This is a genomic window from Secundilactobacillus malefermentans DSM 5705 = KCTC 3548, assembly GCF_001436395.1.
Classification (GTDB): Bacteria; Bacillota; Bacilli; order Lactobacillales; family Lactobacillaceae; genus Secundilactobacillus; species Secundilactobacillus malefermentans.
On the sequence record NZ_AZGJ01000036.1, the window covers coordinates 1 to 18035 of the forward strand.

General features: G+C 38.2%; 21 protein-coding genes and 1 other annotated feature. All 21 genes read right to left on the reverse strand.

Features of this window, described 5'->3' with window-relative positions:
- Positions 1-13: 13 nt before the first annotated feature.
- Entirely contained in the window at positions 14-409 is a 396-nt protein-coding gene (locus FD44_RS07185) for a hypothetical protein (protein WP_010619951.1), read from the reverse strand.
- Positions 410-723: 314 nt separating this feature from the next.
- Entirely contained in the window at positions 724-906 is a 183-nt protein-coding gene (gene rpmF / locus FD44_RS07190) for a 50S ribosomal protein L32 (RefSeq protein WP_010619952.1), read from the reverse strand.
- A gap of 67 nt (positions 907-973) precedes the next feature.
- Positions 974-1528: a YceD family protein gene (locus FD44_RS07195; protein WP_010619953.1), complete on the reverse strand. Its 555-nt coding sequence runs from the start codon at positions 1526-1528 to the stop codon at positions 974-976.
- 82 nt (positions 1529-1610) lie between these two features.
- Positions 1611-2759, reverse strand: coding sequence for a nucleotidyltransferase (locus FD44_RS07200; protein WP_010619954.1), 1149 nt, complete (start codon positions 2757-2759; stop codon positions 1611-1613).
- Positions 2760-2769: 10 nt separating this feature from the next.
- Positions 2770-3504, reverse strand: a complete 735-nt coding sequence (locus FD44_RS07205; protein ID WP_010619955.1) for a class I SAM-dependent DNA methyltransferase — start codon at positions 3502-3504, stop codon at positions 2770-2772.
- Between the two features lie 2 nt (positions 3505-3506).
- Positions 3507-3863, reverse strand: a complete 357-nt coding sequence (gene rsfS, locus FD44_RS07210; RefSeq protein ID WP_010619956.1) for a ribosome silencing factor — start codon at positions 3861-3863, stop codon at positions 3507-3509.
- On the reverse strand, positions 3856-4485 hold the full coding sequence (yqeK, locus tag FD44_RS07215; RefSeq protein WP_010619957.1) for a bis(5'-nucleosyl)-tetraphosphatase (symmetrical) YqeK: 630 nt from the start codon (positions 4483-4485) through the stop codon (positions 3856-3858). Before yqeK ends, rsfS begins: the two co-directional genes overlap by 8 nt.
- Positions 4478-5110 carry a nicotinate-nucleotide adenylyltransferase gene (locus tag FD44_RS07220; RefSeq protein ID WP_010619958.1) on the reverse strand — a complete coding sequence of 211 codons (633 nt, stop codon included), beginning with the start codon at positions 5108-5110 and terminating at the stop codon, positions 4478-4480. The genes yqeK and FD44_RS07220 overlap by 8 nt, the downstream gene beginning before the upstream one ends.
- A 13-nt stretch (positions 5111-5123) precedes the next feature.
- The gene (yhbY, locus tag FD44_RS07225) at positions 5124-5435 is read right to left on the reverse strand and encodes a ribosome assembly RNA-binding protein YhbY (RefSeq protein ID WP_010619959.1); all 312 of its coding nucleotides are present in this window, start codon (positions 5433-5435) and stop codon (positions 5124-5126) included.
- 12 nt (positions 5436-5447) lie between these two features.
- Complete coding sequence (yqeH, locus tag FD44_RS07230; RefSeq protein WP_010619960.1) at positions 5448-6584, reverse strand: ribosome biogenesis GTPase YqeH; 1137 nt, start codon at positions 6582-6584, stop codon at positions 5448-5450.
- Entirely contained in the window at positions 6577-7107 is a 531-nt protein-coding gene (locus FD44_RS07235) for a YqeG family HAD IIIA-type phosphatase (RefSeq protein ID WP_010619961.1), read from the reverse strand. The genes yqeH and FD44_RS07235 overlap by 8 nt, the downstream gene beginning before the upstream one ends.
- A 147-nt stretch (positions 7108-7254) precedes the next feature.
- Positions 7255-7611: a 50S ribosomal protein L20 gene (gene rplT, locus FD44_RS07240; RefSeq protein WP_010619962.1), complete on the reverse strand. Its 357-nt coding sequence runs from the start codon at positions 7609-7611 to the stop codon at positions 7255-7257.
- A 41-nt stretch (positions 7612-7652) separates the two neighbouring features.
- Positions 7653-7850: a 50S ribosomal protein L35 gene (gene rpmI / locus FD44_RS07245; protein WP_010619963.1), complete on the reverse strand. Its 198-nt coding sequence runs from the start codon at positions 7848-7850 to the stop codon at positions 7653-7655.
- Positions 7851-7898: 48 nt separating this feature from the next.
- The gene (infC, locus tag FD44_RS07250; RefSeq protein WP_010619964.1) at positions 7899-8402 is read right to left on the reverse strand and encodes a translation initiation factor IF-3; all 504 of its coding nucleotides are present in this window, start codon (positions 8400-8402) and stop codon (positions 7899-7901) included.
- Between the two features lie 59 nt (positions 8403-8461).
- Positions 8462-8597 (reverse strand) — a sequence feature (ribosomal protein L20 leader region).
- Positions 8598-8662: 65 nt separating this feature from the next.
- Entirely contained in the window at positions 8663-10603 is a 1941-nt protein-coding gene (gene thrS / locus FD44_RS07255) for a threonine--tRNA ligase (protein WP_010619965.1), read from the reverse strand.
- 333 nt (positions 10604-10936) lie between these two features.
- The gene (dnaI, locus tag FD44_RS07260; protein WP_010619966.1) at positions 10937-11860 is read right to left on the reverse strand and encodes a primosomal protein DnaI; all 924 of its coding nucleotides are present in this window, start codon (positions 11858-11860) and stop codon (positions 10937-10939) included.
- Positions 11861-11864: 4 nt separating this feature from the next.
- Positions 11865-13262, reverse strand: a complete 1398-nt coding sequence (locus FD44_RS07265) for a replication initiation and membrane attachment family protein (RefSeq protein ID WP_010619967.1) — start codon at positions 13260-13262, stop codon at positions 11865-11867.
- A gap of 23 nt (positions 13263-13285) precedes the next feature.
- Positions 13286-13768, reverse strand: a complete 483-nt coding sequence (gene nrdR, locus FD44_RS07270) for a transcriptional regulator NrdR (RefSeq protein ID WP_010619968.1) — start codon at positions 13766-13768, stop codon at positions 13286-13288.
- Positions 13769-13779: 11 nt separating this feature from the next.
- Positions 13780-14391, reverse strand: coding sequence for a dephospho-CoA kinase (coaE, locus tag FD44_RS07275; protein ID WP_010619969.1), 612 nt, complete (start codon positions 14389-14391; stop codon positions 13780-13782).
- Position 14392: 1 nt separating this feature from the next.
- Positions 14393-15229, reverse strand: a complete 837-nt coding sequence (gene mutM / locus FD44_RS07280; RefSeq protein WP_010619970.1) for a DNA-formamidopyrimidine glycosylase — start codon at positions 15227-15229, stop codon at positions 14393-14395.
- A gap of 25 nt (positions 15230-15254) precedes the next feature.
- Entirely contained in the window at positions 15255-17918 is a 2664-nt protein-coding gene (polA, locus tag FD44_RS07285; RefSeq protein ID WP_010619971.1) for a DNA polymerase I, read from the reverse strand.
- Positions 17919-18035 lie beyond the last annotated feature (117 nt).

Consider the following 18035-nt stretch of genomic DNA (forward strand, 5'->3'; position numbering starts at 1 on the left):
TCAAATATTGACTTCAATCCATTGAAATAGCAAAACTACTTGAAACAAGATCACTAAAATGGTGCATCGCCCATACGATAAGAAGTGCAGCACAACGAATTAAGTATTCTCCAAGATTTATTTCTTCATCTAAAAGTGCGAAGACAAGGATGAACAACCCAAGGTTATGGTACATCATTGAGCTTGAACCACTAATATATCCGGCAAAATGTAAAACTGAAGCTATCCCTATACTTAAAACTAGTAAGAAGATTCTTAACTCAGTACGTTTTCTTTGTGACTTATGTGGATTTACGAACGCCTGATTCCAAATTTCGGTATAAAAGCTTACAAATCCCGCAATAAAGAATACGGCAACCAATAACTGGGCTGCCCAAATCATGGGTGTTAAATTTCCTTCCATTTCCAAGTTCGTATCCCCCCACTTCGAAAAAAATTTAGTCATAAACTACAAATTTTATTTTGTTTTTCTTTGTTTATGTATGCGGTTACCTTACCATTATACTCATTTTGTTAGCGGCGACACAATATTTTTGTGAATTTATCCAAAATTCAGTAAAAAATTCATTTTTAGATTTAAAAACATCTTTTTAATAACTAATATATAGGAATTCCGTTGAAACCTTATTTCAAGTGGCTCACTCATGGCCATAGAATGTTTGATAAAAGAAGATAACAAAAAACACCTAGAGACCGCGGTTCTCAATAGGTGTTTTTCAATGACTATTTGTTGTTTGTCTTAATAACTTGACGACCATCATAGAAGCCGCAGTTTGGGCAAACATAATGAGATTTACGTAACTCACCACAGTTAGGGCAAGCACTCATGCCAGGCACTTGTAATTTGATGTGTCCACGACGCATGCGCTTCTTTGTTTTTGACGTTTTGTGTGTTGGTACTGCCACAATAAACCCCTCCTTCAATTTAAAATTATCCACTAGTGTAATATTTTTAATGTCTCACATCGGATCACTAATGATTGTCTTCCTGATCAGGGAAGAACTCCTTTAACTTTGCAAGACGTGGATCAACAACTTTATTGGCTGCCTTATGAGCTTCGAGATCTTCTTCTCTGATAACTTCCCAATCAGTTCCCTCTGGAAGTTCCTCAGTTGCCTTCTCATCACTCGACAACACTTGCATTGGTATCTGCAATAGAATATTATCCGCAACAGCTTTATCAAAATCAATTGAATCATTCTTAACAACGATGACAACATCTGATTCATCAAACTGCTTTAATGCACCTGCATCAGCAACATAAAACTCTGTAAAACTAAAATCGAGTTTCAGCTCCACTGGTGTAAGTGAACGGGTAGATGGGACCGTCAATTTTGTCAGAACGTGTGCATACACTAATGCATGCCCTTTTTCCACACTGACAATTCCTTTAACAAGGACAGGACTGACATCAAGAACTTGCATCGGTTTCCGATTAAGCAAATCCTCTTTAACATCGGTTGTCTCATTAAATTGAAGAGGCTCATCTCGATGATTCTTTACTAAGTCCTCCAATGACCATTCCATCACTTTACCTCCTAATGCAACGAATTTTATTATACCTGTCGTAATTTTTGTTGTCAAGGTAATTTCCTTGATAGCACAATGATTACTCCATTTTTTTTGATATATAAATTGGTTTTTGGTTCAATTGATTACTTTCCGTTTGGGCCATTAAATTCCACACCTGATCTGCAGTATCATCAATCAAATATGGTCCTGTTGCCCATGCCTGAGTCATTCGAGTAATTAAGTTAATCCCGTTCCACCCCTTTAGATGATGAAGCTGAGATCGTCCCTTATCGTCAAATGCGAGCACTCTAGTCGTTTTGATTCGTGTGTTCATTTGATCCGTAGTCGTTTGAAGTAAAACATAGACACACAATCGTTGAATTCTCGTGTAAGTATATCGTTTAGATTTTACGTTCTCAAAAAATGCTTTTATGTTAGTTGAATTAGCAACCGCATCTTTAAGTCGGTATTCAATTCCCTCAGTCATTTGATAAATTATTCGTAACTGAGACGGCGATGAAGTCATAAGGCGATACTTAAGTAGCGGCCAAGCTTGAGACCAATTCACAAGTGGCCTATTTTTTATTAATTTTCTAGTTTCTATGGGCACCGTCTGATCCAGCTTAACAAACTCCCCACGTTGAGCAGCAGATCTAATTGATTGTGCGCTCGCAATCCTTGCCCCACTCGCAATCTCTACATCTTGATGCCCTGCAACCACCCTAGCCATTGGAATTAATTCCATCGGATCTGTGAGCTGTGAATTTGCAAGTGTATAGCCGTATGCAAGAATATCATTTGAATCCTTTAATTTTATTCCCGTTTGATCCGTCAGATAATTCTGATAGGCTGTCGCATACGTTTGATCAAATTGGTGAAATTCTGCAATATTTCCCGGACGATTTTCCACCAATTCTTTAAAATTCAAATCAGGATGTTCTGCACCGAAAATAACTTTGTCACAACCTAATTGCTTTAAAAGCTTGATTGCACCATTTGCAAAAATATCTGCTGGTTGTACCGAAACATTCAATGGAAGCTCCACAACCAGATTAGTACCATGAAGAACGGCCGCCTTGGCTCGTTGCCATTTATCAATAATGGCTGGCTCTCCTCGTTGCATCCAATTACCGCTCATAGCAACGATTATCGTCGCATCTTTATCCAATTTTCGAGCAAATTCTAGCTGCTTAATATGCCCATTATGAAATGGATTATATTCTGCTATGATTCCAATGACTGCCATGATGCGCCTCCTATCGGCTACAGCTAAAGAACCAACGGGTTGTTTTATCATTCAACTCATCTTTACCAAAATTTGCTTTTACCTCAATATTTCTAAAGCCCACTTTTTTAAGCAAAGATTTATATGTCTCCAGCGGGTAAGTTCTTTCTTCGTGCAATTCACTAACTCTAGCATACGATTGTTTGTCTTCATCTAAAGTAAAGAAAGTTAAATCGTGTTCAACGGAATGGGGAATATCAGTCCCATAACTACTCCAAATAAATGCTTGTTCTTCGTCCTGATAGTTATACATATAGCCTGGATAAACGATATCCGTTTGATAGGGAGAGATCACGTCAAATAGAAATTGACCGCCTTCCTTTAAATGCTTTTCAACCTGACCAAATGCTTGTTCAAGTTCATCTTCATCTGTTAAATAACAAAATGAATCAGCAAAACAAGTAATATTTTGATAGGATTCTAAATCTGATAAATCTAACATATTTCCTTGCATCAGTGGCAGGCTTTTTCCAATTTCTTCCGCATGGACTCTCGCCAAACTCAACATCTCATCTGAAAGATCAAATCCACTCACTAAATAGCCAGCCTCAAGTAACTTGACAGCGAGTCGCCCCGTTCCACAAGCTAAATCTAATAGCTGACCATCCCGTCGTTCTATATTTTGGTTGACAAAATCCAGCCATTCATCGTACATAGCTGGATCAAAAAGTTCGTCATATAATTTTGCAAATGTTGAATAAATCATTATTAAGCCTCAATCCACTTGCTTAAGTCAACAAACGGTGCATCAGACCAAAGTTTCTCAAGATTGTAATGAGTTCGATCATCTTCATCAAACACATGCACAAAGACGTCTCCTAAATCAATTAAAACCCAACGGCCAGCATCTCGACCTTCAACCCGCTTAACTTCAGCGCCAGCCTCTGCCATTTTATCCATAATTTCATCGGTAATGGCTTGTACTTGACGTTTTGAACCACCGTTCATAATTAGGAAGTAGTCTGTTACGGTACTTAACCCTTCCATGTCGAGCGCAACAATATCGTCAGCTCGTTTGTCCTCGGCAGCCTTCGCCGCGATCTCTAAAATTTGTTTGCTATCCATTTAATATCTCCTTTACTTTATCAGAAGCACCTGGTACCCAAGCATTATATGTTTCGATTGTCTTTGGGTAAATAGGCTTTTGATTTGAAATCAAGTAGTTCAACGTGCTTGCTGTCTGGTATACAACCCCATCATCAAGATTATCATGTGTCACTTTTCGTGCCATTTCAACACCAGGAAAATTTCTGCCAGGTTCAATATAATCTGCCATGTAAATAATTTTAGCTAAAGTTGTCATATAAGTACTGCCAGTCGTATGGTATCTAACCGCATCCAAAATATCCTCATCAAATATTTTGAGTTCCTTTTTGATTAACTCAGCTCCAACAATACCGTGCCAGATGGCGTTACCCCAGTTTAACAAATCTGGGTCAAGTTGATAGTCAACAATTGCTTGTCTAAAGTCGTCATCAGACCTTTGTTTAGCATAATCATGTACTAGTCCAGCAATAGAGGCCTTTTCAGGATCCACATCATTTTCTTGAGCTAGTTGTATTGCTGTTTTTTCAACGCGTTGAACATGCTTAAACCGTGATTCATGCAATTGTTGCTTAATTTTACTCAACAATTCTTCCCTAGAATATGACGTAATATTTTCATGATAAATAATGGAATCAGTCAAGATATAATTGATGCTCCTTTATATATTGCTCTACACCCGGTGTCACTAAATAATGAATCGAATGATGATTTCTAATTTTCTTCCTAATTAACGTTGAACTCACGTCAATTAATGGCACATCCACCCAAATAACAGGAAAATCAGATTTAATCTCATACCCTTCACGTCGCACGCCGACAAATTTAACAATCTTTTGTAGTTCCGCGATTCGATGCCACTTCGGTAAATAAGCAACCATATCTCCGCCAATAATGAAAAAATAATCATTTTCAGGATGACGCCGACGTAATTCCAGCATCGTATCATAGGTATAACTGACGCCACCACGCATTATTTCACTTAACTCTAGGTGAAAACGCGGATTATTATGAATGCTTGCCGCCACCATTTTAGCACGATCTTTTGCATCAATTGCTAATTTTTTATCAACGTGAGGGGGAGTTGCATCCGGCATAAATAAGACCTCATCTAAATCTAATTGATCTGCAACCTGATCTGCAATGATGAGGTGTCCAAGGTGGGGAGGATTAAAAGTACCACCCAAAATACCAACTCTCTTTTTTTTGATACTAGTTGCTAAGAGTTTAACGGTCTGAGTTTTAGTACGTTCAAAAACATTAACCACCACTAGTCACTCCTTAAATATGTTCAACAACTGAAGAAAGCTTTTGATATTCTTCTTCCTTAGCAGGTAAATAAAGGACCAAAACTCGTCCGATTACTTGGACGACTTGAATGTTGGAGTTTTCCTCAATATATGACTTTGCTTCAGCCGTTGTAGCATCTGCATTTTGTAATAAATTAATTTTAATTAATTCCCGTTTCTCTAATCCACCTGCTAATTGATCAATCCATGATTGTGTTAACCCATTTTTACCAACTGAAAAAAGTGGTCTAAGATTATTAGCCTGTGCTCGTAAATATCTCTTTTGTTTTCCACGAAGTTCCATCTATTTCTCCTTTTATATCATTGCATCTCGCAAAATAACTGCTACACCCTCTGGCGCCCATCCAGCTACGACTACACCTTCTGGAACTGTTACCCAGCCAAGTCCTTCAATGACTAAATCGCTCTTTTTCGCTGTCTTTAATTCATGACGAACTAGTTTTGGAAAAGCCTCAATGTCCTCTTCCGTACTTGGTGGTGAAAGTAACTTGCCTAACTGGGCTTCATATAAACTATCTGCATTCTCTAATTTTGTTCGATGAATGTATAAATTATTTTCTGCGTACACTGTAAAGCCATTTTTTGGCCCATTTTCGTAATCAAATCTAGCAACGCCGCCAAAGAATAGTGTCTGGCCTTCATTTAACTGATAGACTTTTGGCTTAATTGACTTTTGAGGTGTGACAATTTTTAAATCATTACCATTTAAATAATGTGCCATTTGCTCTGCATGAATAATACCGGGAGTGTCGACCAAGAAATGGTCATCATCAAGCGGAATCTCAATTCGATCTAATGTTGTTCCAGGGAATCGTGATGTCGTGATTAAGTCAGCTTTACCAGTATTTTGTCGAATAATTTGGTTAATTAATGTTGACTTACCAACATTCGTAACCCCGACAATGTAGACGTCCCTATTTTTCCGATATTTATCAATCTGTACCAAGAGCGAATCTACCGACTGATTTGTTTTTGCACTGACTAATGCGACATCAATTGGATGAATCCCTGCTTCATTGGCACGTTGACGCAACCAATCCTTTAACTTTGAACGCCTTAAAGACTTGGGAAGTATATCTTCTTTATTCCCAACAAGTAAAACTGGATTGTTTCCGACAAATCGGTGCAAGCCAGGGATAACGGAACCATTGAAGTCAAAAATATCCATCACGTAAACAATGAGTGCGTCTGCGTCCCGAATTTGACTCAATAATTTCAAGAAATCATCATCGGTTAATCCAACTGGCACGATTTCATTATAATGCCTTAGTCTAAAACACCGTTGACAATATAATTCATTATTTTCCATGCCCTTTTTTAAAGCTGATTCTGGTGTGTATCCCGGTGCATCACGATCTGTTGTTTGGATCTTTGCACCACAACCGATACAGTATAAGTCTTCATCGTTAACAAGTGGTTCATCTTCAGTCATATAAATCCTCCCGAAAAGTAAGTTTTGGATATTTCTTAACTAGCATTTTCATTACATAGCGTTCTACAAATCGATTAAACCAGGTTACCCAGGCATCAGTTTTGATAATCGGCTTTACTAACACACTTCTAACATGGCTGCTGTTTGCTGCCAAAACATCAGTGAGTAGTTGATCACCAATCATAATTGTTTCAGCCTTAGTAGCCTTCCAGTTACGAACTGCCTTATTAATACCAAACGGGAGGGGCTTTAATGCTCGGCAAACAAATGGTAAGCCAAGGGGACCAACAGCCTGGCCGACTCGTCGTTTTGAATTATTAGAAACAACAACTAGCTGAATATCAGCCTTTTCTAACTCCTGCATCCAATTCTTTAAGGCAATGGTACCACTGGGATTATTCCACGCGATTAGCGTATTGTCCAAATCGGTAAGAACCAATTTAATTCCCCGTTTATTTAGTTCTGTCGGCGTTATATTATATATCGCACTAACCATCCAAGTCGGCTTAAATTGACCAAGCATAACTGACCCCTTCTGTATCGTTTTCAATAACATTCATTTTACCATTAGACTAAGATACTTCAAATAAACTTATCCGTAATTATTTATAATTATAAATAAAAAACAAGGCTGGAACATATTGTTCCAGCCAAATTCTTATTTTATTAATTAAGCTAATGCTTTCTTTGCTGTATCAGCTAAAGCATTGAATGCTTCAGCATCATTAACTGCTAAATCAGCTAACATCTTACGGTTAACTTCAACGTTAGCAAGTTTTAAACCGTGCATCATCTTGCTGTAGCTTAAACCATTCATACGAGCAGATGCGTTAATTCTAGCAATCCAAATACGACGGAAGTTACGCTTGTTAGCTTTCCGGTCACGGAATGCGTACAAACGACCCTTCATTACTTGATCCTTAGCAACCTTGAACAAACGGTGCTTTGAACCACGGTAACCTTTAGCTAGCTTTAATACCTTTTTACGACGTGCGCGTGAAACTGTTCCACCTTTAACTCGTGGCATAATGAATTCCTCCTAATTTCTTTCCGTTATTTGATTAAGTATTACTTTTGTAGTAATTGTCTGTAAGTCTTAAGAATGGTGGTACTTTCCATCATTGATGTGCCACGTAGTTGACGACGTTGCTTCTTAGTCTTACCGTGGAAACGGTGACTCGTGTAAGCATTGGCGCTTTTAATACCGCCCTTTGCAGTTACTTTAAAACGCTTTGCAGCAGCACGGTTTGTTTTTTGTTTTGGCATGATACAAAATCCTCCTTATAATTCGGCAATAGCCGTTTACAAATTAACTTATTTTTCAAGCTTTGGTGAAAGCATCAAGAACATGCTTCGACCATCCATCTTTGGTCGTTGTTCAACAGTAGCAACATCGTTGGTTTCTTCGGCCATCCGATTAAGTACTTGCCGTCCAATTTCCTTATGCGTGATTGCTCGACCCTTGAATCGAATTGAAACTCGGACTTTTTCACCTTTAGCTAAAAACTTTTTGGCATTCTTTAGCTTGGTATTGAAGTCGTTCGTATCAATAGTAGGACTTAGTCGAACTTCTTTAATGCTAACAACCTTCTGCTTTTTACGAGCTTCACGTTGCTTTTTTTGCATTTCAAAACGGTACTTACCGTAATCCATAATACGAGCAACCGGTGGCTTCGCTTTAGGAGCAACTAAAACAAGATCTAATTCAGCATCTTCAGCTAATTTAAGAGCGTCCTGCTTGCTCTTAATTCCTAATTGTTCACCATCGCCTGCAATCAAACGAACTTCCCGGGCACGAATGCCTTCATTAACTAACATATCGTTTGCTATGGTTATTCACCTCCAAGTGATTTTGAGAAACGCAGCTTGACTCATTAATTAAAATAAAAAGGCGAGCGCTTTTGCGCCCGCCAAATTAAGTCCTGTCATTCTTGCGAAAATTCAGGTTTAATCGTATTTTGCCCAACAATCTAAAATTATTAAGGCGAGAAGCGGGAGCCTCTACTTTTTCTCAACTTTTTAATACTACCAAGTAATTCCATAATTGTCAAGAAGCTACTTTGTTACTTTCGTTAAGCCTATTCTTCTCGACTATAACTTGCAACATCATCAAGAACTTGTTTTAAGAAGTCAGCACTTGATTTAGAAATAGAATCCTGTTCACCGTATTTACGAACACTGACGCTACTATCTGAAACTTCGGCATCACCAACAACAACTGTGTAAGGCACCTTGTGCGTTTGTGCATCACGAATCAGATAGTTCATTTTTTCTCCACGACGATCAACATCAACGCGGATGCCAGCAGCAGCCATTTCCTTGCGCAAACCTTCAGCGTAATCACCATGTTTCTCTTCGCTGACTGGAATGATTGTTACTTGCTTAGGTGCTAACCAAGTTGGGAAAGCGCCCTTATAAATTTCTGTTAGGTAGGCGACGAAACGTTCCATAGTTGAAACAAGACCTCTATGGATCATAACTGGACGATGTTCTTCACCATCGGAACCGACGTAATGTAAATCAAATCTTTCAGGTAACATGAAATCAAGTTGGATGGTAGATAGCGTTTCTTCATTTCCCATAGCCGTCTTAGTTTGTACATCAAGCTTTGGACCGTAAAATGCAGCTTCACCTTCAGCTTCGACATAGTTTAAACCAAGATCATCCATAGCGGCCTTCAACATTTCTTGTGCCTTGTTCCACATTTCATCATCATCGAAATACTTTTCAGTATTTTCTGGATCACGATAACTTAAACGGAACGTGTAATCGTTGATATCGAAATCATGATAAACATCCACCATTAGGTTCAAGATTTTTTTGAATTCATCCTGGATTTGATCAGGCGCAACAAATGTGTGACCATCATTCAATGTCATTTCACGAACTCGTTGCAAGCCACTTAAGGCACCAGATTTTTCATAACGGTGCATCATCCCAAGTTCAGCAATACGTAATGGTAATTCACGATATGAGCGAATGTGATGATTGTAAATTTGAATATGACTTGGACAGTTCATCGGACGTAATTCAAGTTCTTCGCCCTCACCCATGTCCATTGGTGGGAACATGTCTTCACGATAATGATCCCAATGTCCTGATTGCTTGTATAGATTAAGGTTAGCTAAAACTGGCGTGTAAACATGTTGATACCCATTATTAACTTCCTTATCGATGATGTATCGTTCAATAGTTCGACGAATTGTTGCACCATTTGGCATCCAGTAAGGTAATCCGGCTCCAACTTTAGGATCAACGAAGAACAAATCTAAATCATTCCCAATTACACGGTGATCACGTTCACGTGCTTCCTGTCGTCGTTTCAAATCAGCTTGTAAGTCTGCGTCACTGTTGAATGCTGTTCCGTAAATCCGTTGAAGCATTGGATTTGAAGATTTTCCTTCCCAATAAGCACCAGCAACTGAAAGAAGCTTAAAGTGCTTTAATGACTTCAAATTAGGGAGTTGAACACCATCACCTAAGACGCTATTTCCAGCAACTTTATAGAAAACGACTTCATCATTAGCTTGCTCATTGATGAGTTGGGTCTGATAAGGATCACCATCAACTCGCTTCAATGCTTCTTTCTTATCAACCACTTCGCGTTCAATTGATTCACCCGCTTTGACTACTTTGGCAATATCACTTGCAAGTTCTTCTAATTGATCAACGCTTACTTGTCCATCATCTTTATCGGTGTCAACGTAAAAGCCCTCATCGTCTGCTGAGCTTTCACCAAATCGAATTTCAGGATATTTTGATTTCAAAACTGATTTAAGCAAAAGTGCAGCAGATTGGCGGAGCACTTTTAACCCATCTTCTGAATCAGCCGTTACAATTTCAATTGCACCGTCATGATTTAAAGGTGCCTCGTAGTCAACTAATTGACCATCAAGCTTGGCTGAAACTGCTTTTTTGGCAAGGCTGATTGAAATAGATTTAGCCACATCTTTTGCAGAGGCTGATTGATCAAACTTTTTTACATTGCCATCTGGAAACTTAATAGAAATCTCTGACATAATATCTCTCTCCTTTTATTTATCGAAGGGAACACAAAAATCCCCAGCATGAATAAACTCATACTGGGGACGTTAATAGCGTGGTTCCACCCGATTTTATTTTCTAAGAATATAATTAGAAAACCTCTAATGCTTTTAACGATTACAAACCGGCCTGATATTATCCACCAAGCAGCATCTGAAAGTGGTAACTCAAGAATCGCAATAAATCAACTCACAGACTAGGTTAATTCTCTCTGAAATTACGATAATTGAATTGTGTCTCTCATTCGCTTTTATATTACAATTCTCATTTAACCACCGGAATAAATATTCGTCAACCCAAAATTAAAATTAATTTGGCCGACGATTCTCACCAATCATCTCAATCTGTTTAGATAAAAAGCGGACCCGTTGCATGATTCGCTTCGCTTTAAGGGGTGCCTCACTCTTTTTTGAAACTGTTAAATATTCTTTTTCAAGCCGCTCCATTGAAAGATTTGAGGAAAAGAATGTGGGAAGCTCTTCTTGCATTCGGTACTCCAAGATAACTGCTAAGACTTCGTCACGAATCCAATCTGAAACAGTGTCTGCACCAATATCATCAAGCATTAATATTTTTGACCGTTTCACAGCCTCAAGCTTTTCAGAAACATTGTTTGTTGAAATTGAATTTTTCATTTCTACCGCAAAACTCGGGAAATGGACCAAGGTCGTATTGAAACCATCATGTGCTAACTGATTTGCGATAGCGCCCAAGAGATAGGTTTTCCCAACTCCAAAGCTGCCATAAAGATACAAACCCTGATGATATTTTTTGGGACTAGCCTCAAAATTAGAAATGAACGTCATCGCTTCCCTTAATGCAGAAACTCGATTCTGATCTTTATCAAATTCGGATAAGTTTGCAGTTTGAACCAATTTTGGCATCGAAATTGACTTCACTCTACGCTTTTCAGACTTAACTCGCTGTCTTTCCAAAGTTTCTTCAGTTGGAGTATATGCAACATCGACTAAATGATTACTGATGACAAGCTCCGGCTTATAGCCTGGAGCGAAGGTTGTTTCCCCGCGTTCTAATTTTTGCTTTTCAGTCACGTACTCGTACAATTTTGCGGCAGACCGATCAATATGAGCTTCATCTAACTCAGACTTATGGTCAGAAATAAATTTTAAAACGTCAGGATTTTTATAAACTTCACCCATTAACTGGCGATAATGTTCCGTTTGCTTGTTTCGATCCATCCACTGTTTCATTGACTCGCTTATGTTATCCATTTAGCTAATCCCCCTTTTCTTCAGAATTTCGATTCTGTAGTTCTGAAAGTTGTTTGTCCAAATCTGCAATTTCAGCCTTTGATAATGACTGTGCTGGTTGCTTCGGCGTATAATCATCTTTTGCCCAATCTGGTAGTGTTTCTACCCTTTTCGGGGCACCACTTTGGGTACGCTTTTTACTGTGTGATCCACCATCTCTGCCCTTTTGATGATTATGAATCTCAGCTAATGCCGACTCAGGGCTATTAACCTTGCTTCGTGACCAATCATTTGCAATAGTATCCACCAAATTTTTATTTAGTGTTGGAAGCGCCCTATCATTTAAAATGTAAAAAATCATGACGTTAACAGTAGCAGTCGAAAAGAGTTGACGACTAACTAATTCTCTTAAAATTCGTTGCTCTCCAGATGTAACAAAGCCACCCGTTTCTTGTTTAATACCATTTAAAAAATCAACGGGATCATAGGATTTAACTGAATTTAAAAGTGCCACTTCTTTTGCTGAAAATGAATTCTCATTTGTACTTGCAACGGCCTCTTCATCAGACTCAGCTACTTTTTCATGAACTGGGGATTTGCTTTGACGCTCATATTGCTCAGAAATTAGTGTCTTTAACCGATTAGGATTAAATTTATTAGTCGCAATATCGGTAGCTGCAGTTATTACTTTTGCCATTGCGGTTTCATCCAAGCCATACAGCATATGTTCGGTCAAAATTAAGGTTCGAAAATCGTTTAATTGCGTTGTATCTACGTATGACTTTTGCAGAATTTCAGCCAAAAATTGGAAATCAAAATCATTTTCATCTTGAATTTCCTTCCGTACACTTTTTTGGGAAACTTGCTGGGCCTGATTCCCAATGTTTGAAATTAAGTCTGGCTTCGTTTGTAATTTATCGCTGGCTACATGAAAAATTTCTAAAAAGCTTTTGCTAATATCTTTTGAATCTGTAGGCATATCTGTCGTCAAAATGAATTCATTTGCTAAATTCTTGTATGAATCTTCTCCGATAATATCGAGTAATAAAATACTCAATAAATCATCTTGGAAGAATTGATCTGGTTTCAATGGCTCGATTAATTCAAATATGAACAACGGGGTTCCTTGAACTCCACTAACGTAAGTTCGAAGTAACCCCGCTGCCTCTAATTTTGTACGTGCTTCATAAAGGGTTGGCAAATCAACATTAAGCGTCTTCAGTAATTCAACATTTTGTCCTTGAGCGGACTTTCCCTCAATTTGAAAATGGGTCCAAAGCCAATTAATTAATGAAAATGAAACTGGTCCAATTATTGGTTCATAAAATAAGCTTAGAACCTGTTCGTCAATGTTTGAAAGACGACTCTTGCTTTGAATATTAAAATGGTCTTTCGCATTTAGTTGCTGCCAAGAATCAGCCATATGATTTTTCGCACCTTTACAAATTACTTATCTTTTTTTGTATTCTTTTCTTTATCTCGTTCCATGATTCCTTTTAATTCTGTGAAGAAAACGCCCATATCTTTAAATTGCCGATAAACACTTGCAAACCTGATATAAGCAATTTCATCCACATCAACTAGCCGTTTCATAACAAACTCACCAATTAGTTGACTTGAAACTTCATTCTCACCTAAAGCTCGAACTTCATTTTCAACTTCATCAACAATTTTAGACATGACATCCATTCCAACAGGACGTTTCTCTGCTGACCGAATGATACCTCGTAATATTTTTTCTCTACTGAATTCTTCTCGAGTTCCATTCTTTTTGATAACAAGAAGTGGTGTAACCTCCACTCGTTCAAACGTTGTAAATCGGAAACCACAATTTTCGCATTCTCTACGTCGTCTAATAACACGTCCATCATCAGTGGGACGACTATCAACAACTCTAGAACCGTTGTGGTGACAGTGTGGGCATTGCATTAATTGTCACCTCATTTATTTTTGGTATTCTCTAATTCTTCACTTGCTAGCCATTTTAACACTTGTGCTTTTGTTTCCGCAACAGCATGCGAATTGTCAATGACAAATGATGCCTTGGCAATTTTTTCTTTTAATGGTAATTGACTATCAATTCGGCTTTGGGCATCACTTTTAATTGAATTATCCCGACGCATCAGCCGCTCCAATTGAACCGATTCAGGAACTTCTACAACAGTAATTTCATCTACCAAGTTTTCAAAGTGCGCTTCAAATAACGTTGGCATATCGAGAACGACTACCTTTTTCCCTTGATTTGAAAGGGTCTTGAGCTGCCTTTTAATTTCTTCTTTTATCAGTGGATTCATGATGTTATTAAGCTCAATCAGCTTTTGAGGGTTCGTGAAAACCAGTAATCCTAATTTTTTGCGGTTAAGTTTGCCAGTTTCACTTAAATAATCAGTTCCAAAATAGCTAATAATTTGTTTTAGTGCTTCCGATTCAGGAGCAACTAATTGTCTCGCAATTTCATCAGCATCCACAACTGAAATGCCTTGTTCCCTAATAATTTTCGAAACAGTTGATTTTCCAGTTGCAATTCCACCCGTTAATCCAATAACCTTCAAGTTATTTATCTCCGATAATTGGCTGACAATGGGGACAAAAATGCGTGCCTCTTTGTGCAACCTTTATTTTCTCGATAGTTGTTCCACAACGCTCACATGGTTCCCCCTGCTTACCATAAACGTGAAGATGATTCTGAAAATTACCCGCCTCTCCAAAAGCAGTTGAAAAGGAATGTACCGTAGTGCCGTGTCCTTTAATTGCAATACCTATTTCATCAATAATAGCATCCCTCAGGTCAGCAATCTTTTCATCCGGTAGCTCATCCGTCTGTTGTAGTGGGTTTATCTGACTTAGCCAAAGTGTCTCATCAACATAAATGTTACCCAATCCGGCGATTTTGCTTTGATCAAGTAAGAATGGTTTGATTGTTCGGTGACTTTTTCGAAAAATTTTCTTCATATAATCGAGTTTTAACGTTTTTTCCGTTGGCTCGGGTCCCATGGCTTTCAGCCCTGGAATGACACTTTCATCCCCGGTATTAATCAATCGCATTCGTCCGAATTTTCTTGTATCTGTGTACCTTAGCTCACGACCATCCGATAAGTGAAAAATGACATGGGTGTGCTTAGTGACCACAGATCCCTCTGGTTGTACATCATACTTACCTTCCATTCTCAGATGAGAAACCATCGTTAAATGATCGTTAAACCTAAAAAGTAAGTATTTCCCGCGACGATCGATCCTTTCGATTGTTTTCCCTTGCAACGCCTGTTCAAAAAGCGGAGATTCTGGTGAAACCATCTTAAGGTATCTGACCTCCACACTATTAATTACGGCATTTTTCACCAAATTCGTTAAACCACGACGAACTGTTTCAACTTCAGGTAATTCTGGCATCTTATTTTACCCCCAAAAGAAATAATTATTTTGCGTCGTACCAAGTTGGTCCAAAATGGCTTTCAACTTTAAGAGGTATGGCAAGACTAATTGCTGAGTCCATAATGCTTGGTACTAATTTACTGAGTGTTTCAATTTCGCTTTCTGGTGCTTCGAAAATCAATTCATCATGAACCTGCAAAAGCATTGTTGCTTCCATATTTTTTAATGCCTTATCCATTTCAATCATGGCAACTTTAATAATATCTGCCGCACTACCTTGAATTGGTGTATTCATAGCGGTTCTTTCGGCAAAGCTCCGTTGGTTAAAGTTTCTAGCATTAATATCTGGAAGATACCGCCGTCTGTGTAAAATGGTTTCGACATAGCCTAGATCACGAGCTTGTTTAACGATATCGTCCATGTACTCCTTGACACCTGGATATTCGTTAAAGTAAGTGTCAATAAACTCTTTAGCCTGTTTTCGAGTAATACCGATATTCTGAGAAAGCCCAAAATCACTAATTCCGTAGACTATTCCAAAATTAACTGCCTTAGCTTGGCGCCGCATATTTGAAGACACTTCGGCATCTGGAGCTAATCGGAAAATCCTTCGAGCAGTACTTGCGTGAATATCCTCACCATTTTTAAACGCATTCTGTAAATTCTCATCACCAGTTAAATGTGCCAAAACCCGTAATTCAATTTGTGAATAGTCAGATGAAAAAATCTGCCAACCTTTCGTATGTGGAATAAAGGCTTGCCGAATCTGTCGTCCTTCTTCAGATCGAACTGGAATATTTTGCAAATTAGGGTCAACCGATGAAAGTCGTCCCGTTTGGGTTAAAGTTTGGACATAACGGGTATGCACCTTCTGATCCTCAGGATGAATGACCTTTAGGAGACCTTCCACATAAGTTGATTGAATTTTTGAGATTTGCCGATACCTTAAAATATTCTCTGCTATGGGCGCATCAGCAGCAAGTTTCTCTAACACATCTACCGAAGTAGAATATCCAGTCTTAGTTTTTTTAATAATCGGTAGTCGTAACTTTTCAAATAAAATTTTTCCCAACTGTTTTGGTGAACTAATATTGAATTCTTCTCCAGCCTCTTGAAAAATTGTCAGTTCTATTTCACTAAGCTTTTCTTTGAAGACACTCTTCATGCTTTCAAGTCGGTCGGCATCGACCTTAATACCTGCAATTTCCATTCTGGCTAAAACGAACGCAACAGGTCGTTCCAAATCTAAATATAAGTCCATTTGATTGTTTTCTTGCAGTTCTTTATATAGTTGAGGTTTCAATTTTTGAATGGCTTTTTCTTTACGGGCAAAATGGCTGTACAAAATATCATCATTTAGCGGTACTTCTCGTTTTGCACCCTTGCCATAAACTTCTTCATCAGTTTCAATTTCTTTATACCCATGTTGCTTAGCTAATTTACCTAAATCATTATTATTGTCATTTGTATCCAGTAAATACGAGCAAAGTAATAAATCAAAATCAACAGATGAAAGTTTGACCCCTAATCGATTTAGTCCAACATAAGTTCGCTTTAAGTCAAAAACGTCCTTCGTAATTTGGTCATTCTGCAAAAAACTTTTGAGTTCCGATTTTGTGAGCAAATCAACATCTCGGCTAACGTACCATTCGTTCCCTGACCCGATAACGAAGCCGGTCATTGGTGAAGTATGATAATTATCTTCTGGCATTTCTAGATAAAAGGCAGCACCATCTGATAAGTCAGATATTTCATCCAAATTGGACTCATTTAAAACTGTATACGAAATATCCTCTAAATCCACTTCCACTGCAGTTCCGGTTACACCTTGATCACTTAATTTGTTCAAAAATGATTGGAAATTCATCTTTTGGTAAAAATCGATCAACTTTTCCATCACTGGCCCATCATAAGTCAGGTCTTCAAGTCCGATTTTTATTGGTGCATCACGTTTGATAGTAGCTAATTGACGCGCTCTAAAAGCTTTATCCTCATCCTCAATTAAATGTTCCTTCAATTTTTTAGCAGTAATATCATCTATATGATCATAAACGCCTTGAATACTGCCAAATTGCTGAATTAAGGAGACAGCCGTCTTAGGACCAACCTTAGTAACACCAGGGTAATTGTCGGAATTGTCGCCTTGTAACCCTTTCATCTCAATAATTTGTTCTGGGGTAATTCCCAACTTTTCCTTCACAAACTCTGGGGTGTAATGTTCAACATCGGTTACTCCTCGTTTAGAAACAGAGACGGTTGTTAGATCCGAGGTTAGTTGTGTTAAATCACGATCTCCGGTAACAATCGTCGTTTGAATACCTGCCTCTTCAGCCTCATGCGCCAAAGTTCCGATGATGTCATCTGCTTCATAATCTTTTAGTTCATAAGTCTTAATGCCCCGACTCGTGAGTAGGTCTTTGATATATGGCATTTGTTCTGAGAATTCACTTGGTGTTTTAGCTCGACCAGCCTTGTAATCAGAATACATCTTCGTCCTAAAGGTCGTTTTCCCTGCATCAAAGGCAACCAACACCTTAGTGGGTTCTACGTAATTTAACATCAGTTCGAGCATTGTATTGAATCCATAAATTGCATTTGTGTGCAAACCTTCTTCATTTGTAAAGCGGCTCAATGAATTGTACAGCGCAAAAAACGCTTTAAAAGCAACACTATTTCCATCAATCAGTAACAATTTATCTTTAGCCATTATTTTCTCCTTAAAGTTTCTAAATATAAGTGTACCAAATTACGTCACCTTTCGGCTGAAAAAATGTTTGAGATAGTTCATAAAATATAATAAAAGGTTCTATACTTTTTCCTGTTG